Below are 24,887 nucleotides of genomic sequence, written 5' to 3'. Positions count from 1 at the left end.
GGCAGAAATGTTGCCAGTAGAGAGCGAGGGCATTCCGTCGCCGACCAATTGGCCCTCTCTGACATGTGTAATCAGAAGTGGCTCTTCCCAAAGTGCGGTAATACGCTATTGCAAATGCAAATAGTTATCAATATTATTATCAATAAAAATTACATTTATTGAGAAAAATCACGGTAAACATAGGGTTAATGACGGAATGCTAATAACAGGAAGTGATGGCTGGTGGCAGGGGATTTCCGGTCCGCAGACTGAGACCGTTGGCGATGGCTGCCAGGTGACCTTCTGGTGGCGGGATCCGGCGGGCAGCGAAGAGACCTCGCTGACGAAGCGAGTGTGGATTTACATCACCGGCGTCACCGACCATCATCAAAATGCCGTACCGCAAACCCTGACGCGCGTACCCGGCACCGATGCCTGGCAATGGCAAACCACGCTGTCGCCCGCCTGGCGCGGCAGCTACTGCTTTATTCCCTCCGAACGCGATGACGATTTTGCCCCTGAGATTTTTACCAGCGACAGTCCGGACCGGACGCTGCTGCGTGAAGGCTGGCGCAGGCTGCTGCCGCAGGCGATAGCCGATCCGCTAAACCCGCAAAGCTGGAAAGGCGGGCGCGGCCACGCGGTTTCGGCGCTGGAGCTGCCGCTGGCGCCGGAACAACCCGGCTGGTCGCTGCGCGATGAGCCTTATCAACCACCAGTGTGTATTGAATGGCACAGCGCCCGGCTGGGCAACTCGCGGCGGATATGGGTTTACACCACCGGTGAGGCCGCTGCCGCAGAGCGTCCGCTGGCGCTGCTGCTTGATGGCCAGTTCTGGGCCGAAAGCATGCCGGTGTGGTCCGCGCTGGCCGGGCTGACGCGCGAGGCAAAACTACCGTCTGCGGTGTATCTGCTGATTGATGTTATCGACAACGAACACCGGAGCCGGGAGCTGCCCTGTCACGCTGATTTCTGGCTGGCGGTGCAGGAAGAGCTTTTGCCTCGGGTGCAGCAAATCGCGCCTTTTAGCGACCGCGCCGATCGCACAGTGGTCGTCGGGCAGAGCTTTGGCGGCCTGGCGGCGATGTTTGCCGCGCTGTACTGGCCGCAGCGCTTCGGCTGCGTGCTAAGTCAGTCTGGCTCCTACTGGTGGCCGCATCGCGGCGGCGCACAAAGCGGCCTGCTGATCGAACGCCTGAGCCAGGGCGTGCTCCGCCCGCACGGGCTGCGAATCTGGCTGGAGGCCGGAGAGCGTGAGCCGCTTATTTTTCGTGCCAATCAGGCGCTTTTATCGCGACTACAGCAGACACCGCAGACGATTTTCTGGCGTCAGGTTGACGGCGGACACGATGCGCTTTGCTGGCGCGGCGGGCTGACGGCTGGACTCATCCAGCTCTGGCAGCCGCTGAGCCGCGGGCAATAACAAAGTGCGCTTCAGATTCAACATCCTTCCGCTTACCCCGAGGCTGTGGCCTGGGCGAAAACCGCCGGCAGGGTGGCGAGTAAAGACAGGAGTTTGGTATGCAATTCAGCAACCCCTTCGATAATCCGCAAGGGCAGTTTTACATTTTGCGCAATGAACAGCAGCAATACAGCCTGTGGCCGCACCACTGCGCGCTGCCGCAAGGCTGGGTGGTGGAATGCCCGCCGCAGCCCTTAGCGGCGTGCAACGACTGGCTGGCGGCGAACTGGTCAACCCTTACCCCTGCGCATCATGCCGCCGCAAGGAGCCGGACATGAGCCCTCGTTTACCGCTGGTCGCGGCGCAGCCTGGGATCTGGATGGCGGAACGGCTCTCTACGCTGCCCGGCGCATGGAGTGTCGCTCATTATGTCGAGCTGCGCGGCCATCTTGATCCGGCGCTGCTGGGGCGGGCGATCGTCACCGGTCTGGCGCAGGCCGACACCCTCAGCCTGCGTTTTTGTGAAGAGAATGGCGAAGCCTGGCAATGGGTCGATGAGCATCCTGTCTTCGCTGAACCTGACTATTACGACCTGCGCGAGGCGCGCGATCCGCACGACGCCGCGCTGGCGTTAATGCAGGTCGACCTCGGACAGAATTTACGCGTGGACGGCGGCAACCCTCTGGTGTGTCACCAGCTGCTGCGGGTGGCGGATGACTGCTGGTACTGGTATCAGCGTTATCATCATTTACTGGTCGATGGCTTCAGTTTCCCCGCTATTACCCGCCAGATAGCGGCGATTTATCGCGCCTGGCAACGTGGGGAGGCGACACCGGCGTCACCGTTTACCCCTTTCGCTGAGGTTGTTGACGAGTATCAGCGCTACTACGGCAGCGAGGCCTGGCAGCGCGATAAAGCGTTCTGGAGCGAACAGCGCAAAGCCCTGCCGTCACCGGCGTCGCTCTCTGCCGCGCCGCTGGCGGGACGAGCGACCAGTACCGATATCTGGCGCCTGAAGCTGGATCTGGATGCCGGCCTGTTCAGCCGCCTCGCCGCTGGCGCGCCGCAGTGTCAGCGCGCCGATCTGGCGCTGGCGCTGACCACCCTGTGGCTTGGCCGCTTATGCAACCGCATGGACTATGCCGCAGGCTTTATCTTTATGCGCCGGATGGGCTCGGCGGCATTGACTGCAACCGGCCCGGTACTGAACGTCCTGCCGCTGGCGGTACATATCGATGCGCAAGAGACGCTGGCGGAGCTGGCGCTGCGTCTCAGCGCCCGGCTGAAAAAAATGCGCCGCCACCAGCGCTACGACGCCGAACAAATCGTGCGCGATAGCGGCAAAGCGGCGGGCGATGAGCCGCTGTTTGGCCCGGTGCTCAATATTAAAGTCTTTGATTATGTTCTGGATATTGACGGTATTGAGGCGGTGACCCACACCCTGGCGACCGGCCCGGTAAACGATCTTGAACTGGCGCTGTTTCCGGATGAGTCCGGCGGACTGTCGCTGGAGGTGCTGGCGAACAAAACGCGCTATGACCAGGCCACGTTGCGCGCGCACGTGGCGCGTTTATCCGCGCTGCTGACCCAGTTTGCCGCCGATCCGGCGCTACGCTGCGGTGAGGCCAATCTGCTGTCGGCCGCCGAGACGGCGCAGCTGGCGCAAGTCAATGATACCAGCGTGGCGCTGCCGACGACGACGCTCAGCGCCCTGGTGGCGGAGCAGGCGGCGAAAACGCCGGATGCCCCGGCGCTGGCGGATGCGACCCGGCAATTCAGCTACCGGGAAATGCGCCAGCAGGTGGTGGCGTTGGCCCGACTGCTGGGTGAACGCGGGGTTAAGCCGGGCGATAGTGTCGCGGTGGCGCTTCCGCGTTCGGTATTCCTCACTCTGGCGCTGCACGGCATCGTCGAGGCCGGGGCGGCCTGGCTGCCGCTGGATACCGGGTATCCTGACGATCGCCTGCGCATGATGCTGGAGGACGCCCGTCCGTCGCTGCTGATTACCGCAGACGATCAGCTCGCTCGCTTTAGCGCTATTCCGGGTCTGGAAACCCTGTGTTATCAGCAGCCGCTGGCGGCAGGCGATGACACTCCGCTGGCGCTCTCGCAGCCGGAGCATACGGCGTACATCATCTTTACCTCCGGCTCCACCGGGCGCCCGAAAGGGGTGATGGTCGGGCAAACTGCGATCGTGAACCGTCTGCTGTGGATGCAAAATCACTATCCGCTGACCGCCGAAGATGTGGTGGCGCAGAAAACGCCGTGCAGCTTTGATGTGTCGGTGTGGGAGTTCTGGTGGCCGTTTATTACCGGCGCGCAGCTGGTGATGGCCGAGCCGGAAGCCCATCGCGATCCGCAGGCGATGCAGCAGTTCTTTACCCGCTACGGGGTCACCACCACTCACTTTGTACCGTCAATGTTGGCGGCGTTCGTGGCTTCGCTGGATGCTGAAAACGTGGCGACCTGCCGGACGCTGAAGCGCGTCTTCTGTAGCGGGGAAGCGTTACCAACCGACCTGTGCCGCGAGTGGGAAGCGTTGACCGGCGCGCCGCTGCATAACCTCTATGGTCCGACCGAAGCCGCGGTGGACGTGAGCTGGTATCCGGCCTGCGGGGCGGAGCTGGCGGCGGTCACCGGTAACAGCGTGCCGATCGGCTGGCCGGTATGGAATACCGGACTGCGTATTCTCGATGCTACTCTGTGGCCGGTTCCGCCGGGCGTCGCCGGAGATTTGTATTTGACCGGCATTCAGCTGGCGCAGGGGTATCTGGGCCGCCCGGATCTGACCGCTTCGCGCTTTATCGCCGACCCGTTTTCCGTCGGTGAACGGATGTACCGTACCGGCGACGTGGCGCGCTGGCTGGATAACGGCGCGGTGGAATACCTCGGGCGCAGCGACGATCAGCTGAAAATTCGCGGGCAGCGTATTGAGCTGGGCGAAATCGACCGCGTCATGTCTGCGCTACCGGACGTTGCTCTGGCGGTGACCCACGCCTGCGTTTTCAATCAGGCGGCGTCGACCGGCGGCGATGCCCGCCAGTTGGTCGGTTACCTGGTGTCAGAGTCCGGGTTGCCGCTGGATACGACAGCGCTGAAAACGCGTCTCGCCGAACAGCTGCCGCCGCATATGCTGCCGGTGGTGCTGATTCAACTGGCGGAACTGCCGCTGAGCGCCAACGGCAAGCTGGATCGCAAAGCGCTGCCGCTGCCGACTTTAGGCAGTGAACGCGGCGGTCGAGCGCCGGAGCCGGGGATCGAAACCACCGTGGCTGAGGCGTTCAGCCAGCTACTGGGTTGTGAAGTGAACGACATTGAAGCCGATTTCTTCGCCCTCGGCGGCCATTCGCTGCTGGCGATGCGCCTGGCGGCGCAGCTCAGCCGCGAGCTGGGACGTCAGGTGACGCCGGGGCAGGTGATGGTGGCCTCGACGGTGGGGAAACTGAGCGCGCAGCTGGGCTCCGATCTTAGCGATGAGCAGATACAGCGCCTGGGCTTTGATGCGATTCTGCCGCTGCGCGTGAGCGACGGGCCAACGCTGTTTTGCTTCCATCCGGCGTCGGGTTTTGCCTGGCAGTTCAGCGTGCTGGCCCGCTATCTTCATCCGCGTTGGTCGATTACCGGCATTCAGTCGCCGCGTCCGGAAGGGCCGATGATGAACGCGACCAATCTCGATGAAGTGTGCGAACAACATCTGCAGACCCTGCTGGCGCAGCAGCCGCACGGGCCCTATTACCTGTTTGGTTATTCCCTCGGCGGGACGCTGGCGCAGGGGATTGCCGCCCGCTTATGCCAGCGCGGCGAAGCGGTGGCGTTCCTGGGCTTGCTGGATACCTGGCCACCGGAGACGCAGAACTGGGCGGAAAAAGAGGCTAACGGTCTGGACCCGGAGGTGCTGGCTGAGATTGAACGCGAGCGCGAGGCCTTTCTTGCCGCTCAGCAGGGGCAGGCTTCCGGCGAGTTGTTCCGCGTTATCGAGGGCAACTATGCCGATGCGGTTCGCCTGCTTACCACCGCGCATAGCGCGAAATTTGATGGCAAGGCGACGCTGTTTGTGGCGGAGAAAACACGCCAGGCGGGAATGGATCCGCAGGCGGTATGGGGCCCCTGGGTGGGCGAACTGGAGGTCTTTAGCCAGAACTGCGCCCACGTGGATATTATCTCCCCGCAGGCTTTCGCATCGATTGGTCCGGTCGTGCGGGAGATTCTGGGGTAAGGAGAGATACCCCCCGGGGTCGTAGCGCAAGCGCCTTACCCGGGCGGGCATTATTCCCGGGTGGCGGCGTAAACGCCTTATCCGGGCGGGCATTATTCCCGGGTCGCGGCGCAAGCGCCTTATCCGGGCGGGCATTATTCCCGGGTCGCGGCGCAAGCGCCTTATCCGGGCGGGCATTATTCCCGGGTGGCGGCGTAAACGCCTTACCCGGGCTACGCCTTTGTGCCGGTATTTTGCCGGGTGGCGCGGCGCTGACCCGGCCAGGCGCTCGGCATTCGTCTCGTATTAACCTGCCCGAACGGCCGTTATTCCCGGGTGGCGGCGTAAACGCCTTACCCGGGCTACAATTCTGTGCCGGTATTTTGCCGGGTGGTGCGACGCTGACCCGGTCTGGCGCTCGGCATTCGTCTCGTATTAACCTGCCCGGACGGGCGTTATTCCCGGGTCGCGGCGTAAACGCCTTACCCGGGCTACGGATTCTGCGCCGGTATTTTGCCGGGTGGCGCGGCGCTGACCCGGCCTGGTGCTCGGCATTCGCCCCGTATTAACCTGCCCGGACGGGCGTTATTCCCGGATAAGGCGCAAGCGCCTTATCCGGGCGGGCATTATTCCCGGGTGGCGGCGTAAACGCCTTACCCGGGCTACGCCTTTGTGCCGGTATTTTGCCGGGTGGTGCGACGCTGACTCGGCCTGGCGCTCGGCATTCGACCTGTATTAACCTGCCCGGGCGGCCGTTATTCCCGGGTGGCGGCGTAAACGCCTTACCCAGGCTACGCCTCTGCGCCGGTATTTTGCCGGGTGGTGCGACGCTGACCCGGTCAGGCGCTCGGCATTCGTCCCGTAGGCCCGCGCAAGCGCAGCGCCGCCGGGCATCATGCCAGCCTGGCTCAGGTAGCCCGGCTAAGCGTAGCGCGAGCCGGGAGTGTGGCCGTCATGGAACTCGCTACCGGCGTCCCAGCGGCACCACCAGCGGGGTATGGGTGACCGGATCGTCGATGATCATGCAGCGCAGGCCATAAATCCGCTCGATCAATTCGGCGGTGACAATCTCTTTCGGCGCCCCTTCGGCGACGATTTTGCCGTCGCGCAAGGCAATCAAATGCGTTGCGTAACGGCAGGCCTGGTTAAGGTCGTGCAGCACCGCCGCCAGGGTATACCCCTTCTCGCGATTCAGCTCGCTCAGCAGCTCCAGCAGATCGATTTGATGGCTGATATCCAGCCAGGTGGTGGGCTCGTCGAGCAGCATAATGGCCGTTTCCTGCGCCAGCACCATCGCAATCCAGGCCCGCTGCCGTTGGCCGCCGGAGAGCGTATCGACGCTTTGTCGCGCCAGGTCGGTTATTCCGGTCGCCCTCATGGCGCTGTTGACCGCGTCATCATCCTCTTTACGCCAGCGGGTAAACAGCGGCTGATGCGGATAGCGGCCGCGCGCCACCAGCTCCTGAACGGTAATATCCCCCGGCGTAGTGGCATTTTGCGCCAGCAGACCGATGCGTTTCGCCACCTCTTTGCTGGCATAGCGCTGGATCTGCTCACCGTCGAGATAAACATGGCCGCTGGCCGGCGTCATCAGGCGACTCAGGGTACGCAGCAGCGTCGATTTCCCGCAGCCGTTAGGGCCAATGATCGCGGTGAAATGGCCGTCAGGAATGGTCACATTCAGCGATTCGGCGATGGTCTTTTTGCCGTACGCCAGGGTTAGCTGGTCGCCGCGCAAACGGGTCGTTTCGGCGGTCATTTTTTGCGGGACTCCTGAATTAACAGCGCGATGAGATAGATGCCGCCGAGGCTGACGGTCACCACACCCACCGGTAATTGATAGGGCATAAACAGGCGCTGGGCGCTGTAGTCAGCCAGCGCCAGCAGCAGCGCGCCGCAGAGCGCCGATTGGGTTAATCCCCAGCGCGCGGTGCCGCTCAGGCGGCGGGCGATATGCGGCGCGACCAGGGCGATAAACGAGATTGGCCCCGCCAGCGCGGTGGCGGCGGCGGTCAGCACCACGCCCACCAGCATCATCAGCAGGCGCGAACGTTCCACCCGCACGCCGAGCGCGCAGGCGGTATCGTCGCCCATCTCCAGCAGGCGCATGCGCCGCGCCAGCAGCGCCGCCGCGACCAGCATCAGCACAATCAGCGGCGCGGAGGGCCAGGTTTTCCCCCAGGTCAGGCCATTGAGCGAACCGGCATTCCACAGCCCGGCGGAGAGGGCGGTCTCCAGCGAGGCGCGTAGCAGCAGCCAGGTATTGAAGGCCACCAGCATGGCGCGAACGCCGATGCCGATAATAATCAGGCGGAACGTTTCGATGCCGTTGCGCCAGGCCAGCAGCCAGACCACCAGCGCGGTCAGCACGCCGCCGGTCATCGCCGCCAGCGCAATCGCCGTCAGGTTCTGGCCGAACATCACCATCGCCACCAGCACGCCGCTCCAGGCACCGGTATTGAAGCCCATCACATCCGGGCTGCCCAGCGGGTTGCGCATCAGCGACTGAAAAATGGCGCCGCTGACGCCAAGTCCCGCGCCGATCAGCAGCGCCATCAGCACCCGCGGCAACCGCCATTCGGTGACCACCATGGTGATATTGCGCGGCGCATCGCCCAGCAGAGCGGAAAGCACCTGCCCGACGCTTAACGGCACCAGGCCGCTGCCGAGTCCCCAAAGGGAGACCAGCAGGCTGGCGGCCAGCAGAATCAGACAACTGAGCAGCAGTCGGCGGGAGGGGGCTATCATATTGCACCTCCGCGCGGCTGACGGCGCACCAGCCAAATCAGCACCGGCGCACCGATAAAGGCGCTGACTACCGAGACTCGCAGTTCGCCGGGAACCAGCAGGCGCCCCAATACATCGGCAAACAGCAGCAGGGCAGGGGTAGCCAGCAGGGTCACCGGCAGCGACCAGCGATGGTCGGCGCCCACCAGCCAGCGCGACATATGCGGCATCATCAGGCCGATAAAGGCGATGGGGCCAACCACCGCCGTGGCGCTACCGCAGAGCACGGTAATCGCCAGCAGGCCGATGACCTGAGTACGGGCGACCCGACTGCCGAGGGCGGTGGCGGTATCGTTGCCGAGACTCAGGCTGTTCAACGCCCGACTTAACAGCAGCGCCACGGCGGCGGCAAGCACTACCGGCAGGAGGACGATTTTCAGCGTCTGCAGGGTGCGGATATCCAGCGAGCCGGCCTGCCAGAAACGTAGCTGGTCATAAACATCAGGATTGAGGAGCGCAATCCCGTTGGAGAGCCCCTCCAGCACAGCCGCCAGCGCCACACCGGCTAGCGTCAGGCGAACCGGGCTGAGTTGGCCGCCGCCCTGACTGCCGGTAAAGGCCACCAGCAGCGAGGCACCAAACGCGCCGCAAAACGACATCAGCAGTTGTTCCTGCGGGGAGTGGATGCCAAACAGCGCGGCGCCCAGCACAATCGCGAAGCTGGCGCCGGAGTTCACCCCGAGAATGCCGGGGTCGGCAAGGGGATTACGCGTCAGAGTCTGCATCAGCGATCCTGCCAGGCCCAGCGCGGCGCCGGCCAGCAGTCCCGCCAGGGTTCGCGGCAGCCGGGCGTCCAGCACGATAGTGCAGTCGGCGCTCTGACAGGTACCGGAAAAAGCCTCCACGACGACGCGCAATGGAAGAGGTCTGGCGCCAATCAGCAGGCTGAGAGCGATAGCAAAGGCTAAGACGAGTAACAGACCCGGTATGGCGACGGCGCGCACCGCGGTCGTAGAAAACGACATAATTCACATCCCTGATATGGTAATGATAGTAATTATCGTTATCGATTCTATTCAGTTATGTTAGCATGGCGGCCCACAAGAATGGTATACGCAAAATCATTCAGAATGCATCGCTAACCGTATGACCGGGCTAAGGAAGCGCAGCCCGTAAAGACGCAGGCTGAACGATCGCGCGTTGATGGAAAAGAATAACAAGGCGCTGTCATGAACCGACAATCCCGGCTGCTGAACCTCAGTCTGCTGCAAACCCATCCGGCGTTTCGCGCCGTCTTTATCGCCCGTTTTATCTCGATCCTGTCGCTCGGCCTGCTGGGTGTGGCGATCCCGGTCCAAATCCAGATGATGACCCACTCTACCTGGCAGGTGGGGCTCTCGGTCACCTTGACCGGCTGCTCGATGTTTGTTGGCCTGATGGTCGGCGGTGTGCTGGCGGATCGCTATGAGCGGAAACGGTTGATTCTGCTGGCGCGGGGGACCTGCGGCGTGGGTTTTATCGGTCTGTGCCTCAACGCGCTGCTGCCTGAGCCGTCGCTACTCGCCATCTATCTGCTGGGGATCTGGGACGGTTTTTTTGCTTCGCTGGGCGTGACGGCACTGCTGGCGGCGACACCCGCGCTGGTCGGGCGTGAGAATCTGATGCAGGCCGGGGCGATCACCATGCTGACGGTGCGCCTGGGATCGGTGATTTCGCCGATGATCGGCGGTCTGCTGCTGGCCACCGGCGGCGTGGCCTGGAACTATGGCCTGGCGGCGGCGGGCACGTTTATCACCACTCTGACCCTGCTGCGTCTGCCGCTGCTACCACCGCCGCCGCAACCGCGGGAACATCCGCTCAAGTCGCTGCTGGCGGGACTGAAATTCCTCTTCAATAGCCCGCTGATTGGCGGGATTGCCCTGCTGGGCGGTCTGCTGACCATGGCGAGCGCGGTGCGGGTGCTTTACCCGGCGCTGGCCGACGGCTGGCAGATGTCGGCCTCGCAGATTGGTTTGCTGTATGCCGCTATTCCGCTGGGGGCAGCGCTGGGGGCGTTGACCAGCGGTCAGCTGGCGCAAACGGCGAAACCGGGCGCTTTGATGCTGATGACCACGGTCGGCTCATTTGTCGCCATTGCGCTGTTCAGCCTGATGCCGGTCTGGGCACTGGGCGCGCTGTGTCTGGCGCTGTTTGGCTGGCTGAGCGCGATCAGCTCGCTGTTGCAGTACACCCTGATTCAGACCCAGACGCCGGAAGCGATGCTCGGACGGATTAACGGCCTGTGGACCGCGCAGAACGTTACTGGCGATGCCATTGGCGCTGCGTTGCTCGGCGGGCTGGGGGCGATGATGACCCCGGTCGCGTCGGCGAGCGCCAGCGGTTGGGCGCTGGTGATTGTCGGCGTAATACTGATTGGGCTGCTGGGAGAGCTGCGTCGTTTCCAGCGTCCTGAGGCGGTCAGCGAAAGTTAAACGCGCAGGCGCAGCGCCTGCCGGGCATGAAGGTTAGCTGAAGAGCGTGGCGAGATGCCGCAGATATTGTAGCCCGGCTAAGCGCAGCGCCTGCCGGGAACGAGAGTTAGCCGAAGAGCGTGGCGAGATGTCGCAGATATCGTAGCCCGGCTAAGCGCAGCGCCTGCCGGGAATGAGAGTTAGCCGAAGAGCGTCGTGAGACGCTGCAGTACCAGCATGGCGCTGTAGTAATCGAGGCGAAATGTTTCTGTACCGAGCGGATAGACGCGCTTGTTCTTTACCGCCGGGAGGTGCGCCAGCAGCGGGTTGGCGTAAATCGCCGCCGCATCTTTATCGTCGCCGGCGAACAGGAACAGGCTGTTGCCAGTGAGGCCAGCGGCTAAATTTTCGCCGCCCAGCTGGATAATGTCATGGCGTTTTCCCTGGCTCTGGCTGGTATGCAGACCGGCAGGCAAGGTCGCCAGGGTGAAGCCCAGCTGTTCAAGCATCTGGCCCTGAGCGGATTCCGCCGTCCACAGGTTGGCGCTGTGGGCGGCGGCGGTGTACACCAGCGCGCTCACCGGCTGCGGCGGGAGTTTCATCTGTTGCTTCAGGGTGGCGAGCTGCTTATCAAACTCGGCAATACGCGCCGACGCCTGCTTTTCCTGGCCGGTGATGTGCCCCAGTTCGGTCAACAGCGCCTGCCAGCTTTTGTCATCGTAATTAATGATAAGCGTCGGCGCGATGGTGGAGAGCTGGTCGTACAGCGCGAGGGCGGAGTCACCGCCGGTGGCGCTAATCAGAATCAGATCCGGCATTTGCGCGGCCACGGCCTCGGCGCTGGGTTCGCCGATATACAGGCGCGCGAGCTTACGTTCTTTCGCGACGGCGCTCCACTGACGCAGAAATCCCTGAGCGTCGGCCACGCGGTTATTCGGCGTGGTGGCGCCGCTGGCGACCACCGGCGCGTCAATCGCCAGCAGCGAGCCGGTGAGGGTGACGCTGGTGGAGACAATGCGCAGGGGTTTGCTTTCCAGCGTATGCGCACCGCGGCTATCGGTCACCTGACGAGGCCAGTCGGCCGCCAGAGCTGAAGTCATTGCTAAAAGCGCCAGCCCGCAGGCCAGCAGGGTACGGCGACATAATGTGGACAAATTCACGTATTCGCATCCTGGTTAAGTTGATATAAATGCGTCTCATTTTCAACTTTGTCACGCATGGATGCAAGCCTAAGTCGCACAACATGCCGTTTGTACGGTTGACATGGCAGGCAATACCTTTTAGGTTACCCAACAAAAATATAAATGATAATTATTCGTAATATCTTTATCGTTTTTTGGAGGATGATATGGAAACGTCACTGGCCGAGGAGGTACGGGAAAAAAATATGACTCTGTCGCCGGAAAGCTTCTTCTTTATGTCGCCGCACCGCAGTTTTCAGACCGCGGGCTGTTTTCGCCGTTTTTCCCATTCTGCCGCCGATGGCGCGCTGCTCAACGGCAAATTCCAGCACCACATGGCGGCCGCGTTCACCGACGCGAAGGCTGCCGGGATCCGTAAACCGGTGATGGTCGGCGCTATCCCGTTTGATACCAACCAGCCTTCCGAGCTGTTTATTCCTGAGAGCCTGGAACACTTCTCCCGTACCGGTAAACAACAGTCGGCGCGCTACTCCTGCACCCGGACGGCAATGGATGTCGTGGCGCGTCAGGACATTCCGCAACAGGATGTGTTTATGGCGATGGTGGAGCGGGCCGCTGAGCTGACCGCGACGCCGGAAGTGGACAAGGTTGTCCTGTCGCGCCTGATCGATATTACCACCCGCGAATGCGTGGACAGCGGCGCGCTGCTTGAGCGCCTGATCGCGCAGAATCCTGCCAGCTTTAATTTCCACGTGCCGCTCTCCGACGGCGGCGTACTGCTGGGCGCCAGCCCGGAACTGCTGCTACGCAAAGAGGGCGATCGTTTCAGCTCCCTGCCGCTGGCCGGTTCGGCCCGTCGCCAGCCGGATGACGTGCTGGATCGCGAAGCGGGTAACAAACTGCTGACATCCGGAAAAGATCGCCACGAGCACGAACTGGTGACTCAGGCGATGAAGATGGTGCTGACGCCGCGCTGTCGTGAGCTGTCGCTGCCGGATTCTCCGCAGCTGGTCACCACGCCGACGCTGTGGCATCTGGCGACGCCGATTGAAGGGACAGCGCTGGCGCAGGAAAACGCGATGTCGCTGGCCTGCCTGCTGCATCCGACCCCGGCCCTGAGCGGTTTCCCCCATCAGGTGGCGAAACGGCTGATTGCCGAGCTGGAACCGTTCGATCGCCAGCTGTTTGGCGGCATCGTTGGCTGGTGTGATGACGAAGGGAACGGCGAGTGGGTGGTGACGATTCGCTGCGCCCGCCTGCGCAATCGCACGCTGCGTCTGTTCGCCGGCGCGGGGATTGTCCCGGCCTCCTCTCCGCTAGGGGAGTGGCGCGAAACCGGCGTCAAACTGACGACCATGCTGAATGTGTTTGGCTTGAATTAAGAGGCGATGATGATTGCATTTAACCGCTGGCCGGAAAGTTTTGCCGCCCGCTACCGCGAAAAGGGCTACTGGCAGGATCTGCCGCTCACCAACCTGATTACCCGTCACGCCGACAGCGACGCCATCGCCATTATCGACGGTGCTAAGCAGTACAGCTATCGTCAGTTCAATCAGCTGGTGGATAACCTGGCCTCATCGCTTCAGCATCTGGGGCTCAAGCGCGGCGAAACCGCGCTGGTGCAGTTGGGCAACGTCGCCGAGTTCTACATCACCCTGTTCGCGCTGCTGCGCATCGGGGTGGCGCCGGTGAACGCGTTGTTCAGCCATCAGCGCAGCGAGCTGAATGCCTACGCGACGCAAATTGAGCCCGCGCTGCTGATTGCCGATCGCGAGCATGCGCTGTTTGCCGCTGACCATTTCCTGAATAGCTTTGTTGAGCAGCACGCGTCAGTACGGGTTGTGCTGCTGCGCAACGATTGCAGCGAATACGATCTGGCGGCGGCGATCGCGCGGCCAGCGGAGAACTTTATCGCTAATCCGACACCTGCCGATGAAGTGGCCTTTTTCCAGCTCTCCGGCGGCAGTACCGGTACGCCGAAGCTGATACCTCGCACCCATAACGACTACGACTACAGCATCCGTCGCAGTAACGAAATTTGCGGCATCAGCGCGCAAACCCGCTACCTCAACGCGCTGCCCGCTGCCCACAACTACGCGATGAGCTCGCCGGGTTCCCTTGGCGTGTTTCTCGCCGGTGGCCGGGTGATTCTGGCCGCCGATCCGAGCGCAACCCTGTGCTTCCCGCTGATCGAGCAACATCAGATTAACGTCGCTGCGCTGGTACCGCCGGCGGTCAGCCTGTGGCTACAGGCGATCCGCGAAGGGGCCGGGAATGCGCCGCTGCGTTCGCTGACGCTGCTGCAGGTCGGCGGCGCGCGCCTGTCGGCAACGCTGGCGGCGCGGATCCCGGCGGAGATTGGCTGCCAGCTTCAGCAGGTCTTCGGCATGGCGGAAGGGCTGGTGAACTACACCCGCCTCAACGACAGCCTTGAACGCATTATCAATACCCAGGGTTGCCCGATGTGCCCGGACGATGAGGTCTGGGTCGCCGATGCCGACGGCAACCCGCTGCCGCGCGGCGAGGTGGGGCGTCTGATGACCCGGGGTCCATACACTTTCCGCGGCTACTACAACAGTCCGCAGCACAACGCCGAAGCGTTTGATGTCGATGGTTTTTACTGTTCCGGCGATCTTATCTCGATCGACGAGGACGGCTACATCACCGTGCAGGGGCGGGAAAAAGATCAGATTAACCGCGGCGGCGAGAAGATCGCGGCGGAGGAGGTTGAAAACCTGCTGCTGCGTCATCCGGCGGTGATCCATGCCGCGCTGGTCAGCATGGAAGATAGCCTGCTGGGCGAGAAAAGCTGCGCGTACCTGGTGGTGAAAGAGCCGCTGCGTGCGGTGGCGGTACGTCGCTTCCTGCGCGAGCAGGGCGTCGCGGAATTTAAACTGCCGGACCGCGTGGAGTGCGTGGATGCACTGCCGCTGACGCCGGTGGGCAAAGTCGATAAAAAACAATTACGTCAGTGGCTGGCTTCACGCGAGCCGGGCTGAAGGAGAAAAGAGAATGGCCATCCCTCAATTACAGGCTTACGCGCTGCCGGAAGCCAGCGACATCCCGGTGAATAAAGTGAACTGGGCCTTTGAGCCTTCCCGCGCTGCGCTGTTGATCCACGACATGCAGGAGTATTTCCTCAACTTCTGGGGGGAAGACAGCGCGATGATGGCGAAAGTGGTGGCGAACATTGCCGCGCTGCGCGAGTTCTGCAAACGGAATAACATTCCGGTGTTTTACACCGCGCAGCCGAAAGAGCAAAGCGATGAAGATCGCGCCCTGCTAAATGATATGTGGGGGCCGGGGTTGACCCGTTCACCGGAGCAGCAGCGGGTGATTGCCGCGCTGGCGCCGGATGAACACGACACCGTGCTGGTGAAGTGGCGCTACAGCGCGTTTCACCGTTCGCCGCTGGAAGAGAGGCTCAAAGAGAGCGGCCGCGATCAGCTGATTATCACCGGCGTCTATGCCCATATTGGCTGTATGACCACCGCGACCGACGCCTTTATGCGCGATATTAAACCGTTCTTCATCGCCGATGCGCTGGCGGACTTTAGCCGCGAAGAACATCTGATGTCGCTGAAATATGTTGCCGGCCGCTGCGGTCGCGTCGTCATGACCGAAGAGCTGCTGCCGCTGCCGGCCTCAAAAACGGCGCTGCGGGCGCTGGTGCTGCCGCTGCTCGATGAATCCGACGAGCCCATGGATGACGAAAACCTGATCGACTACGGTCTGGACTCCGTACGAATGATGGCGCTGGCCGCCCGCTGGCGCAAAGTGCACGGCGATATTGACTTCGTGATGCTGGCGAAAAACCCGACCATTGACGCCTGGTGGGCGCTGCTCTCCCGTGAGGTGAAATAGTGGCCGCGCTGGATTTTCAGGGGCAAACCGTTTGGGTCACCGGCGCCGGTAAAGGCATTGGTTACGCGACGGCGCTGGCGTTTGTCGAAGCCGGCGCCCGGGTAAGCGGTTTCGATCTCGCGTTTGAGGGGGATGACTATCCCTTTGCCACCCACACGCTGGATGTTGCCAATGCGCAGCAGGTGGCCGGGGTCTGCGGACATCTGCTGCAAGGCATTGACCGGCTGGATGTGCTGGTTAACGCCGCGGGAATTTTGCGCATGGGCGCGACCGACGAGCTGAGTCTGGACGCATGGCAGCAGACTTTCGCCGTCAACGTCGGCGGGGCGTTTAACCTGTTTCAGCAGACGATGGGCCAGTTCCGTCGCCAGCAGGGCGGAGCCATCGTCACCGTCGCCTCCGATGCCGCGCATACGCCGCGCATCGGCATGAGCGCCTACGGCGCCTCAAAGGCGGCGCTGAAAAGTCTGGCGCTGACCGTGGGCCTCGAGCTGGCGGGCAGCGGCGTACGCTGCAACCTGGTCTCTCCGGGCTCCACCGACACCGATATGCAGCGCACGCTGTGGCTGAGTGAGGATGCCGAGCAGCGCCGTATCCGCGGTTTCGGCGAGCAGTTTAAGCTCGGGATCCCGTTGGGTAAAATTGCGCGCCCGCAGGAGATTGCCAGCACGATCCTGTTCCTCGCTTCCGATCACGCCAGCCATATCACGCTGCAGGATATCGTGGTCGACGGCGGCTCGACGCTGGGGGCGTAAATGGCCTGGAAACGTCAGTTGACGCTGGAGGCGCTTAATGCCACCAGCGAAAATACGATGGTGGCGCATCTGGGGATCGTCTACACCCGGCTGGAAGAGGGGCTGCTGGAGGCGAGTATGCCGGTTGATGCGCGTACGCATCAGCCGTTTGGTCTGCTGCACGGCGGAGCGTCGGCGGCGCTGGCGGAGACGCTGGGGTCGATGGCCGGCTGGCTGATGAGCGAAGAGGGGCAGTGCGTGGTGGGGACCGAGCTGAATGCGACCCATCATCGGGCGGTCTCAAGCGGTCGCGTGCGCGGCGAGTGTCGCCCTCTACACCTGGGACGTCAGAATCAGAGCTGGGAGATTGCGGTGTTCGACGAGCGGGGCCGCCGCTGCTGTACCTGCCGCCTGAGCACGGCGGTCCTCGGCTGAGGAGGGCTGATCCCGGCTGGCGGCGTAAACGCCTTAGCCGGGCTACGGGTCCCACGGGGCCTCTGTGTTGCGATATGTCTGCGGCTGGTTCCCCGGTGGCGCTACGCTTACCGGGGCTACGGGTCCCACGGGTCCTTCGTGTTGCGATATGTCTGCGGCTGGCTCCCCGGTGGCGCTGCGCTTACCGGGGCTACGGGTGCTACGGGTCCCACGGGTCCTTCGTGTTGCGATATGTCTGCGGCTGGTTCCCCGGTGGCGCTACGCTTACCGGGGCTACGGGTCCTGGGCTACGTCTCTGTTTTCCTGGCTGTGCGGTCGGGTAGCCCGGATAAGGCGTTTACGCCGCAATCCGGGGGGCGTCTGACGATGTATCATGTAGCGCTTTCTTGCTGGCGATACATTCCATTTTCCCTTCAGAAGTGATCTCGCTAGCAATGTGAGATAAATCCTTGCCTTTGCACGACATCTGTACGGTTTCAATGTTGTTAAACCCGGCGTTGTGTTCTAGAAACAAAATGTAACATTCTGATTACCTTACCGGTGGAACGCAACGATGAATCATTCAGGGAAATACCTCATCTGGACATTGCTCTCGGTTGTCGGAGCCTTTGCCCTCGGCTACATCGCCTTAAACCGGGGTGAACAGATTAATGCGTTATGGATTGTCGTCGCGGCAGTCTGCATTTATCTGATTGCCTATCGTTTTTACGGTCTCTATATCGCCAACAATGTGCTGGCGGTTGACCCTACGCGCATGACCCCCGCCGTTCGGCACAACGACGGCCTTGATTATGTCCCGACCGATAAAAAAGTGCTGTTCGGTCATCATTTTGCGGCGATTGCCGGTGCAGGGCCGCTGGTGGGGCCGGTGCTGGCGGCGCAAATGGGCTATCTGCCGGGAATGATCTGGATCCTCGCCGGGGTGGTGCTGGCTGGCGCGGTGCAGGACTTTATGGTGCTGTTTGTTTCGACCCGCCGCGATGGACGATCTCTCGGCGAGCTGGTGAAAGAAGAGATGGGGCCAACCGCTGGCGTACTGGCGCTGGTAGCCTGCTTTATGATTATGGTGATTATCCTCGCGGTACTGGCGATGATCGTGGTCAAAGCGCTGACCCACAGCCCGTGGGGCACCTATACCGTGGCCTTTACTATCCCGCTGGCGATCTTTATGGGGATCTACATTCGCTACCTGCGTCCGGGACGGATTGGCGAAGTGTCGGTGATTGGTCTGGTGATGCTGGTGTTCGCGATTGTCTCCGGCGGGTGGGTGGCGGAAAGCCCGACCTGGGCGCCGTGGTTTGATTATACCGGCGTACAGCTGACCTGGATTCTGGTGGGCTATGGTTTTATTGCCGCCGTTCTTCCGGTGTGGCTGCTGCTGGCGCCGCGTGATTACCTGTCGACCTTCCTGAAAATCGGCACCATCGTCGGGCTGGCGATTGGTATTTTGATTATGCGCCCGACGCTGACCATGCCAGCGCTGACCAAATTTATTGACGGCACCGGCCCGGTCTGGTCCGGCAGCATGTTCCCGTTCCTGTTTATCACCATCGCCTGCGGCGCGGTCTCCGGCTTCCATGCGCTGATTTCATCCGGGACCACGCCAAAGATGCTGGCGAATGAGGGCCAGGCCTGCTTTATCGGTTATGGCGGCATGCTGATGGAGTCCTTTGTCGCTATCATGGCGCTGGTGGCGGCCTGCGTTATCGATCCGGGCGTCTACTTTGCGATGAACAGCCCGATGGCGGTACTGGCACCGGCTGGCACCACCGATGTGGTGGCCTCTGCCGCGCAGGTGGTCAGCAGCTGGGGCTTTAGCATTACGCCGGATACGCTGCGCCAGATAGCCAGCGAAGTGGGCGAGCAGTCGATCATCTCGCGGGCCGGCGGCGCGCCGACGCTGGCGGTGGGGATGGCCTACATCCTGCACGGCTCGCTGGGCGGCCTGATGGATGTCTCCTTCTGGTATCACTTCGCCATTCTGTTTGAAGCGCTGTTCATCCTGACGGCGGTTGATGCCGGGACCCGTGCGGCGCGCTTTATGCTGCAGGATTTGCTGGGCGTGATAAGCCCAGGCCTGAAGAAAACCAACTCGCTGCCGGCCAACCTGCTGGCGACCGGGCTTTGCGTGCTGGCGTGGGGATACTTCCTGCATCAAGGGGTTGTTGACCCGCTCGGCGGGATTAACACCCTGTGGCCGCTGTTTGGTATCGCGAACCAGATGCTGGCGGGGATGGCATTGATGCTGTGTGCGGTGGTACTGTTTAAAATGAAGCGCGAACGCTATGCCTGGGTGGCGCTGCTGCCGACGACCTGGCTGTTGATTTGCACTCTGACCGCCGGCTGGCAGAAGTCGTTCAGCCCGGATACCAAAGTCGGCTTCCTGGCGATTGCCAATAAGTTCCAGGCGATGATCGACAGCGGTACGATTCCGCCTCAGTACACCGAATCTCAGCTGGCGCAGCTGGTCTTTAACAACCGCCTGGATGCGGGGTTAACCCTCTTCTTTATGGTGGTCGTGGTGGTGCTGGCGTTCTTCTCCATCAAAACCGCGCTGGCGGCGTTGAAAGAGGATAAACCGACGGCGAAAGAGACGCCTTATGAGGCGTTACCTGACGGCGCAGAGCCGATGGCGGCTCAGGCAAAGCGCGCACATTAAACCTAACCCCCTTTTCGCGTGCGGAAAGGGGGGAGTCATGAGAGAGCACTATGTTTGATACCCTTTCGAAAGCCGGGAAGTATTTGGGTCAGGCGGCGAAAATGATGATCGGCGTGCCCGATTACGATAATTATGTCGAGCATATTCGCCAGACGCATCCTGAGCAAACGCCGATGACCTATGAAGAGTTCTTTCGCGAGCGACAGGATGCGCGCTACGGCGGAAAAGGCGGCGCGAAGTGTTGTTAAGCCCTTCCTTCAGGCATTAAGTCCCCCATCAACATCCAGACCGGTAGCGGAGATTTGTCCGGCTGCCGGGCTGGCCCCGGTAACCAACGCTTTTTACCCGTTCACTCGATCTGCATGATGACCTCGTACTGTGAGTGGCAGATGCATCATGAGGTACAGAGCGAGATTCCCGTCCGTCAATGCACCTGTCTGCGGAAGTTTTCCACTTTCTCAAACGCGGCGGCCAGGCTTTGCGGCGTTAGTTCCACCGGCAGGAAGTGGATTGATTCCACCGGGCGCAGAGTATGGGCGATGACCCGATCCAGTTCGTCGCGGTTGTGGATATCCACGTCGAGTTCCGCCAGGGTGGTGGGCAGGTTGAAACGCTGCCAGGCGTTAATCAACTGAGCCAGCACATCGTCCTGACCCAGCAGGGCGCTTTGCACCAGAATGCCGTAGGCGACCTTGGTGCCATGCAGGAATTTATCGGTCTGCGGCAGAATTGTCAGGCCGTTATGCACCGCATGGGCGGCGGCGACGCGGGTATAGCGTTCGCCTAAGCCGCCGACCATCCCGCCGCCAGCGATAATGGCATCCGTCACATCGCGGAACGCCTGCGACAGCTCGCCGTGCTGCTGATCCGCCAGCGCGGTCTCGCTGCTTTGCAGCAGAACGTCGCGAATGGCCAGCGCGCCGTTAATCCCCAGGCGTACGGTCAGCGGCAACGTTTCCGGTTTCGGTGCCAGCACCACCGCCTCATACCATTTCGCCAGCGTATCGCCGATTCCCGCCAGCAGATATTCCGCCGGGGCGTTGAGGATGATTTGCGGCTCCACCAGCACCAGGAAGTTGGCGTCATCGAAGATTTCAAAATGCAGCGCCTGCCCGGCGTCGTTGTACCACACCGACAGCGGGGTCCACGCGGCACAGGTGGCGGCGATGGTCGGAATGGCTACCACCGGCAGGCCTAAGCGGCGGGCCACGGCCTTGGCGGTATCCAGCAGTGCGCCGCCGCCGACGCCGATCACCACGGCCCGGTCATCCCCGGCTTCGGCGACCAGCTGCGCGACGTCGCTTTCGCTGCAGTGCCCGCTAAACAGCACTTTTTTGGCGCCGACGGCGTGAAACGCCTGCGGCAGGAACGCCTGCGCACCGGCGATGGCGCGCTCGCCGTAGATCCAGATGGCGCGGGCAAGCTGCTCGTCGCTGTAAAAATCGTGCAGGCGGGCAAGGCTGCCGTCATGGGAAAAATAGTTAGCCGGGCCGGGTACTACGCGGATATCGCTGTTGCTCATGAACGCTGTCCTTATTTCGTTTCGCTAACCTGATGTTATGTCTGGACATCCGGATGGCTAATATTATTTCGTTTTATCTTATGCCTTTTACGCAGTTGTCAGTCAAGGTCGGCTGTGAAAAATTCGTTAAATCAGAATATTAATCGTAAAGGTCCCGGCGGATGACAGTGAATCGTCTTGAGATGAACAACATTAATCTGGCCTTTTCCGGTTTCAGGGCGCTGAGCAATGTGGCGTTCACCCTGCGGGGAGGGTCGGTACACGCGCTGACCGGTGCTAACGGGGCGGGGAAATCGACGCTGATGGCGGTGCTATGCGGAACGCACGCCCACTATGAGGGCGAGATCGTCATCAATAACCAGCCGGTGAGCGTTCGCTCGCCGCGGGATGCGAAACAGCTGGGCATTCATCTGGTGCAGCAGGAGGTCGATGTGGCGCTGGTGCCCGGCCTGTCCATTGCGGAAAACATTATGCTGGATCGCCTGGCGGAGCCGGGGCTGGGCTTTAGCTGGCGCGCGGTGCGCGAACAGGCGCGCGAGGCTCTGGCCCAACTGGATATTACGCTCGATGTGCGTCGCCCCATCGACAGCTGTACCCTCGCGGAGAAGCAGCAGATTCTGCTGGCCCGCGCGCTGTCGCACCATTGCCGGTTTTTGATTCTGGATGAACCTACCGCGCCGCTCGATCAGCATGAAAGCGAGCGCCTGTTTACGGTGGTACGCCGCCTGCAACAGCAGGGGATCGGCGTGGTGTTTATCTCCCACCGCATTCATGAGCTGAAGGCTATCTGCGACACCCTGACGGTGTTGCGCGACGGGAAGCTGATTGAGAGCTGCCCGATGAACGATCTGAGCGGCGAGCAGATCGTCGAGAAGATGCTCGGCCACGAGCTGAGCGATATCTTCCCGCCGAAACGTCCGCCGCACGGCGAAGAGATTCTGTTACAGGTTGACGGTCTGCATGATGAGGGGCTGCTGCAGGGTATTTCGCTGCGTCTGCGCAAAGGCGAAATCCTTGGTATCGCCGGCCTGGCCGGGGCGGGAAAAACCGAACTGTGCAAAGCGCTGTTTGGCGCCAGCAAAAGCCGCCTGACGCGCGGGGAGTTGAACAGCCAGCCGTGGCGACCTCGCGACCCGGCCGATTCTGTGCTGCGCGGGCTGGCGCTGGTGCCGGAAGAGCGGCGCAAAGAGGGCATTTTTATCGAAGAACCGATCGGTATGAATCTGGCGGTTAGCGCCGATAACAGCTTTTCGCGCTGGAGCCTGTTCGGCCATCGCCAGGCATGGCGCTGGGCGGAAGAGGTGATTGCCCGCATCGGCATTCGTACCACCGGTCCGGGCCAGACCCTGCGTCGGCTGTCCGGCGGTAATCAGCAGAAGGTGGCGATCGGCAAATGGCTGCGCGGCAACGCCAACGTCTTGATATTCGATGAGCCGACCAAGGGCGTCGATGTGAAAGCAAAAACCGACCTGTTCACCCTGATCGACGGGCTGGCGCGAGAGGGCAAAGGGGTGATTTATGCCTCGGGCGAATTTTCTGAGCTGGTGGGATTGTGCGACCGCATTTGCGTGTTGTGGGATGGCCGTATCGTCGCAGAAATACCGGGCGCTGAGGCCCGGGAAGAGACACTACTTTATTACTCCACCGGAGGAGCAGCAGCGTGAGCAAGGCCCTGACAGTGAACGCGACGGCATCGGGTCGTCAGCGATTTTTTGATTTTCTTTATAAATGGGGCATGTTGCTGACCGTGGTGGCGCTGATCGCCGTTTTTGGCCTCGCCTCGGACAACTTCCTCGACCCGTTCAATATCATCAACATTTTGCGCTCCATCGCCATTGTGACGGTGATTGCGATTGGCGTCTCTGTGTCGTTGACCATCGGCGGCTTTGACCTGTCGGTGGGCTCAACGGCCTCGCTGGCAAACGCGCTGGTTATCTCGCTGTTTGTCTGGCACGGCTTTGGCACTACTGAGGCGATCCTGGTCACCCTGGCGCTCTGTACGCTGGTGGGGCTGTTCAACGCTTTTTTGATTGTCGTCCTGCGCATTCCCGACATGCTCGCCACCCTCGCCAGCCTGTTTGTGATTCAGGGCGTGGCAATGACCTACAGCTACGGCGGCTCGATTACCGAGAACATGGTATTGCCGAGCGGTGACATGGCGGAAGGGGTGATTCCGGCCGCCTTCGGTGCGTTGGGACAGGTGCCTACGATTGTGATCGTGATGCTGGTGGTGACCGTGGTTGCCCAGCTGGCGCTCTCGTTCACCACGCACGGGCGCAGAATGTACGCCATCGGCGGAAACCCAGAGGCTGCGCGGCTCTCCGGGCTGCGCATCACCCGCTATAAAGTGGCGGCCTATGTTATCGCCTCGCTGCTGGCCGGGCTGGGCGGCATTTTACTGGCCTCGCGCATCGGTTCCTCGCAGGTTAATGCCGGCAGCGGCTACCTGATGGATGCGGTGGCGGCGGCGTGGATTGGCTTTTCCCTGGCGGGTTCAGGTAAACCGAACGCGCTGGGCACGCTGGTGGGGGCGGTGATTCTTGGCGTGCTCTCCAACGGCCTGGTGATGCTGTCGGTGCCGTACTACGCCATGGACATTATTAAAGGGCTGGTGCTGGCTGGCGCGCTCGCACTGACCTACTTTCAGCGCCGCACATAAAATTTTACAGGGTAAACACCATGAAAAAGATAACGCTTTCACTGATCGCATTGGGGTTGTTCAACTCTGCGGCGGCCTTTGCGGAAACCCCGACGCCGATCCCGGCGGCGATTGCCGAACATAGCGGTCCGATTCGCATTGCGGTTATCCGTAATCTGGGATCCGACGATAACACCACCCAGTTTGTCTCCGGGGCGATTCAGGAGGGGAAAAAGCTCGGTTTTAAAATCAGCACCTTTCTGAGCAACGGCGATGACGCCAAATTCCAGGACTTCGTTAACCAGGCAATTAGCCAGAAATACGACGGCATTATTCTCTCCCAGGGACGCGATCCGTACTCGACCGCGCTGGTGAAAAAAGCGGTGGACGCCGGGATTAAAGTCGCCGTGTTCGATACTGCGGTCAATGGCGAGATCCCCGGCGTTACCGTCACCCAACAGGATGACGCCTCGCTGACCGATCTCTCCTTTGGCCAACTGGTGAAAGACTTCAACGGCAAAGCCAACATCGTCAAACTGTGGGTCGCCGGTTTCCCGCCGATGGAGCGCCGCCAGGCAGCGTACCAGACGCTGCTGAAGCAAAACCCGGGGATTAAAGAGCTGGAGTCGATTGGCGCCGTCTCTTCCGACGTGCAGGGCGACACCGCCAATAAGGTCGGCGCGATTCTGGCCAAATACCCGAAAGGCAAGATCGATGCGATTTGGGGAACCTGGGATGCGTTCAGCCAGGGGGCCTATAAAGCGCTGAAGGAGAACGGTCGCAGCGAGATTAAACTCTACAGCATTGATATTTCTAACCAGGACCTGCAATTGATGCGTGAATCCGGCAGCCCGTGGAAGGTGAGCGTGGCGGTGGATCCGAAACTTATCGGCGCCACCAACGTGCGGCTGATCGCCAATAAGATTGCCGGGGAGCCGACCCCTGCAACCTATGACTTCAAAGCGGCGGCTATTCCGCAGGCGCTGCTGGCGGCGCAGCCGGGGGCGGTGAACGTTGCCTCGCTGGGTAAAATCATTCCGGGCTGGGGCCAGACGGAAGACTTTATCGCCCCGTGGTTCGCCACTCTCGAAGCGAAGAATAAATAACAACTGCCGGGTGGCGGCGGCGCCTTACCCGGCC

Annotated in this window: 19 protein-coding genes and 1 pseudogene; 14 read left to right on the top strand and 6 right to left on the bottom strand. The window is 61.6% G+C overall.

What is annotated here, in order from left to right:
• The first annotated feature begins 196 nt into the window (after positions 1–196).
• The 3 genes from fes to entF all read left to right on the top strand — a co-directional run bounded on the left by fes (position 197) and on the right by entF (position 5,597).
• The gene (gene fes, locus Electrica_RS18415) at positions 197–1,402 is read left to right on the top strand and encodes an enterochelin esterase (protein WP_141965125.1); all 1,206 of its coding nucleotides are present in this window, start codon (positions 197–199) and stop codon (positions 1,400–1,402) included.
• Positions 1,403–1,500: 98 nt separating this feature from the next.
• Positions 1,501–1,719 carry an MbtH family protein gene (locus Electrica_RS18410; protein WP_141965124.1) on the top strand — a complete coding sequence of 73 codons (219 nt, stop codon included), beginning with the start codon at positions 1,501–1,503 and terminating at the stop codon, positions 1,717–1,719.
• Complete coding sequence (gene entF / locus Electrica_RS18405) at positions 1,716–5,597, top strand: enterobactin non-ribosomal peptide synthetase EntF (RefSeq protein WP_141965123.1); 3,882 nt, start codon at positions 1,716–1,718, stop codon at positions 5,595–5,597. The genes Electrica_RS18410 and entF overlap by 4 nt, the downstream gene beginning before the upstream one ends.
• A 943-nt stretch (positions 5,598–6,540) precedes the next feature.
• Here entF and fepC read toward each other — a convergent pair.
• The 3 genes from fepC to fepD are packed head-to-tail and all read right to left on the bottom strand — an operon-like array spanning position 6,541 to position 9,328.
• The gene (fepC, locus tag Electrica_RS18400) at positions 6,541–7,335 is read right to left on the bottom strand and encodes an iron-enterobactin ABC transporter ATP-binding protein (protein ID WP_141965122.1); all 795 of its coding nucleotides are present in this window, start codon (positions 7,333–7,335) and stop codon (positions 6,541–6,543) included.
• Entirely contained in the window at positions 7,332–8,324 is a 993-nt protein-coding gene (gene fepG / locus Electrica_RS18395) for an iron-enterobactin ABC transporter permease (protein ID WP_165785445.1), read from the bottom strand. The genes fepC and fepG overlap by 4 nt, the downstream gene beginning before the upstream one ends.
• Positions 8,321–9,328: a Fe(3+)-siderophore ABC transporter permease gene (fepD, locus tag Electrica_RS18390; RefSeq protein ID WP_141965121.1), complete on the bottom strand. Its 1,008-nt coding sequence runs from the start codon at positions 9,326–9,328 to the stop codon at positions 8,321–8,323. The genes fepG and fepD overlap by 4 nt, the downstream gene beginning before the upstream one ends.
• 204 nt (positions 9,329–9,532) lie before the next feature.
• On the opposite strand from fepD, the gene entS reads away from it, so the two are divergent.
• Positions 9,533–10,774, top strand: coding sequence for an enterobactin transporter EntS (gene entS / locus Electrica_RS18385; RefSeq protein ID WP_141965120.1), 1,242 nt, complete (start codon positions 9,533–9,535; stop codon positions 10,772–10,774).
• A 179-nt stretch (positions 10,775–10,953) separates the two neighbouring features.
• Here the strand turns inward: entS and fepB are convergent, their stop codons facing one another.
• Positions 10,954–11,853, bottom strand: coding sequence for a Fe2+-enterobactin ABC transporter substrate-binding protein (gene fepB, locus Electrica_RS18380; RefSeq protein ID WP_167686283.1), 900 nt, complete (start codon positions 11,851–11,853; stop codon positions 10,954–10,956).
• Between the two features lie 248 nt (positions 11,854–12,101).
• On the opposite strand from fepB, the gene entC reads away from it, so the two are divergent.
• From entC to Electrica_RS18345, 7 genes are all read left to right on the top strand, one after another.
• On the top strand, positions 12,102–13,277 hold the full coding sequence (entC, locus tag Electrica_RS18375; protein ID WP_141965118.1) for an isochorismate synthase EntC: 1,176 nt from the start codon (positions 12,102–12,104) through the stop codon (positions 13,275–13,277).
• A 9-nt stretch (positions 13,278–13,286) separates the two neighbouring features.
• Positions 13,287–14,894: a (2,3-dihydroxybenzoyl)adenylate synthase EntE gene (gene entE, locus Electrica_RS18370; protein WP_142255922.1), complete on the top strand. Its 1,608-nt coding sequence runs from the start codon at positions 13,287–13,289 to the stop codon at positions 14,892–14,894.
• A 13-nt stretch (positions 14,895–14,907) separates the two neighbouring features.
• Positions 14,908–15,759 carry an isochorismatase gene (locus Electrica_RS18365; RefSeq protein ID WP_141965117.1) on the top strand — a complete coding sequence of 284 codons (852 nt, stop codon included), beginning with the start codon at positions 14,908–14,910 and terminating at the stop codon, positions 15,757–15,759.
• Positions 15,759–16,514: a 2,3-dihydro-2,3-dihydroxybenzoate dehydrogenase EntA gene (gene entA, locus Electrica_RS18360; protein WP_131047628.1), complete on the top strand. Its 756-nt coding sequence runs from the start codon at positions 15,759–15,761 to the stop codon at positions 16,512–16,514. Before Electrica_RS18365 ends, entA begins: the two co-directional genes overlap by 1 nt.
• Entirely contained in the window at positions 16,515–16,928 is a 414-nt protein-coding gene (entH, locus tag Electrica_RS18355) for a proofreading thioesterase EntH (protein WP_100686620.1), read from the top strand.
• 553 nt (positions 16,929–17,481) lie between these two features.
• Positions 17,482–19,587, top strand: a complete 2,106-nt coding sequence (gene cstA, locus Electrica_RS18350; RefSeq protein ID WP_131047629.1) for a pyruvate/proton symporter CstA — start codon at positions 17,482–17,484, stop codon at positions 19,585–19,587.
• A 50-nt stretch (positions 19,588–19,637) separates the two neighbouring features.
• The gene (locus Electrica_RS18345) at positions 19,638–19,835 is read left to right on the top strand and encodes a YbdD/YjiX family protein (RefSeq protein ID WP_032688939.1); all 198 of its coding nucleotides are present in this window, start codon (positions 19,638–19,640) and stop codon (positions 19,833–19,835) included.
• Between the two features lie 9 nt (positions 19,836–19,844).
• On the opposite strand, the pseudogene Electrica_RS28955 reads toward Electrica_RS18345, so the two are convergent.
• Together Electrica_RS28955 and Electrica_RS18340 are read right to left on the bottom strand one after the other, a co-directional pair.
• Positions 19,845–19,910, bottom strand: a pseudogene (locus Electrica_RS28955) (hypothetical protein); the annotation flags it as partial.
• Between the two features lie 101 nt (positions 19,911–20,011).
• Complete coding sequence (locus tag Electrica_RS18340; RefSeq protein ID WP_131047630.1) at positions 20,012–21,109, bottom strand: oxidoreductase; 1,098 nt, start codon at positions 21,107–21,109, stop codon at positions 20,012–20,014.
• A gap of 161 nt (positions 21,110–21,270) precedes the next feature.
• Between Electrica_RS18340 and Electrica_RS18335 the strand changes: the two genes are divergently transcribed.
• Genes Electrica_RS18335 through Electrica_RS18325 form a run of 3 tightly spaced genes read left to right on the top strand, consistent with a single transcriptional unit; the run spans position 21,271 to position 24,853 of the window.
• On the top strand, positions 21,271–22,773 hold the full coding sequence (locus Electrica_RS18335) for a sugar ABC transporter ATP-binding protein (protein WP_141965116.1): 1,503 nt from the start codon (positions 21,271–21,273) through the stop codon (positions 22,771–22,773).
• On the top strand, positions 22,770–23,768 hold the full coding sequence (locus tag Electrica_RS18330; protein ID WP_141965115.1) for an ABC transporter permease: 999 nt from the start codon (positions 22,770–22,772) through the stop codon (positions 23,766–23,768). The genes Electrica_RS18335 and Electrica_RS18330 overlap by 4 nt, the downstream gene beginning before the upstream one ends.
• Before the next feature lie 20 nt (positions 23,769–23,788).
• Positions 23,789–24,853: a sugar ABC transporter substrate-binding protein gene (locus Electrica_RS18325; RefSeq protein ID WP_131047633.1), complete on the top strand. Its 1,065-nt coding sequence runs from the start codon at positions 23,789–23,791 to the stop codon at positions 24,851–24,853.
• Positions 24,854–24,887 lie beyond the last annotated feature (34 nt).

It is taken from the genome of Klebsiella electrica (assembly GCF_006711645.1).
GTDB lineage: Bacteria > Pseudomonadota > Gammaproteobacteria > Enterobacterales > Enterobacteriaceae > Klebsiella > Klebsiella electrica.
This window is presented reverse-complemented; position numbering and strand designations above follow the sequence as displayed.

Excerpts from the sequence above, each read along its gene's own strand:
- fes (WP_141965125.1), top strand. The coding sequence starts at position 197 with ATGCTAATAACAGGAAGTGATGGCTGGTGGCAGGGGATTTCCGGTCCG.
- fepC (WP_141965122.1), bottom strand. The coding sequence starts at position 7,335 with ATGACCGCCGAAACGACCCGTTTGCGCGGCGACCAGCTAACCCTGGCG.
- fepB (WP_167686283.1), bottom strand. The coding sequence starts at position 11,853 with ATGACTTCAGCTCTGGCGGCCGACTGGCCTCGTCAGGTGACCGATAGC.
- fepG (WP_165785445.1), bottom strand. The coding sequence starts at position 8,324 with ATGATAGCCCCCTCCCGCCGACTGCTGCTCAGTTGTCTGATTCTGCTG.
- Electrica_RS18365 (WP_141965117.1), top strand. The coding sequence starts at position 14,908 with ATGGCCATCCCTCAATTACAGGCTTACGCGCTGCCGGAAGCCAGCGAC.
- entS (WP_141965120.1), top strand. The coding sequence starts at position 9,533 with ATGAACCGACAATCCCGGCTGCTGAACCTCAGTCTGCTGCAAACCCAT.
- entF (WP_141965123.1), top strand. The coding sequence starts at position 1,716 with ATGAGCCCTCGTTTACCGCTGGTCGCGGCGCAGCCTGGGATCTGGATG.
- cstA (WP_131047629.1), top strand. The coding sequence starts at position 17,482 with ATGAATCATTCAGGGAAATACCTCATCTGGACATTGCTCTCGGTTGTC.
- entC (WP_141965118.1), top strand. The coding sequence starts at position 12,102 with ATGGAAACGTCACTGGCCGAGGAGGTACGGGAAAAAAATATGACTCTG.
- Electrica_RS18345 (WP_032688939.1), top strand. The coding sequence starts at position 19,638 with ATGTTTGATACCCTTTCGAAAGCCGGGAAGTATTTGGGTCAGGCGGCG.
- Electrica_RS18410 (WP_141965124.1), top strand. The coding sequence starts at position 1,501 with ATGCAATTCAGCAACCCCTTCGATAATCCGCAAGGGCAGTTTTACATT.
- entH (WP_100686620.1), top strand. The coding sequence starts at position 16,515 with ATGGCCTGGAAACGTCAGTTGACGCTGGAGGCGCTTAATGCCACCAGC.
- fepD (WP_141965121.1), bottom strand. The coding sequence starts at position 9,328 with ATGTCGTTTTCTACGACCGCGGTGCGCGCCGTCGCCATACCGGGTCTG.
- Electrica_RS18335 (WP_141965116.1), top strand. The coding sequence starts at position 21,271 with ATGACAGTGAATCGTCTTGAGATGAACAACATTAATCTGGCCTTTTCC.
- entE (WP_142255922.1), top strand. The coding sequence starts at position 13,287 with ATGATTGCATTTAACCGCTGGCCGGAAAGTTTTGCCGCCCGCTACCGC.
- Electrica_RS18325 (WP_131047633.1), top strand. The coding sequence starts at position 23,789 with ATGAAAAAGATAACGCTTTCACTGATCGCATTGGGGTTGTTCAACTCT.
- Electrica_RS18340 (WP_131047630.1), bottom strand. The coding sequence starts at position 21,109 with ATGAGCAACAGCGATATCCGCGTAGTACCCGGCCCGGCTAACTATTTT.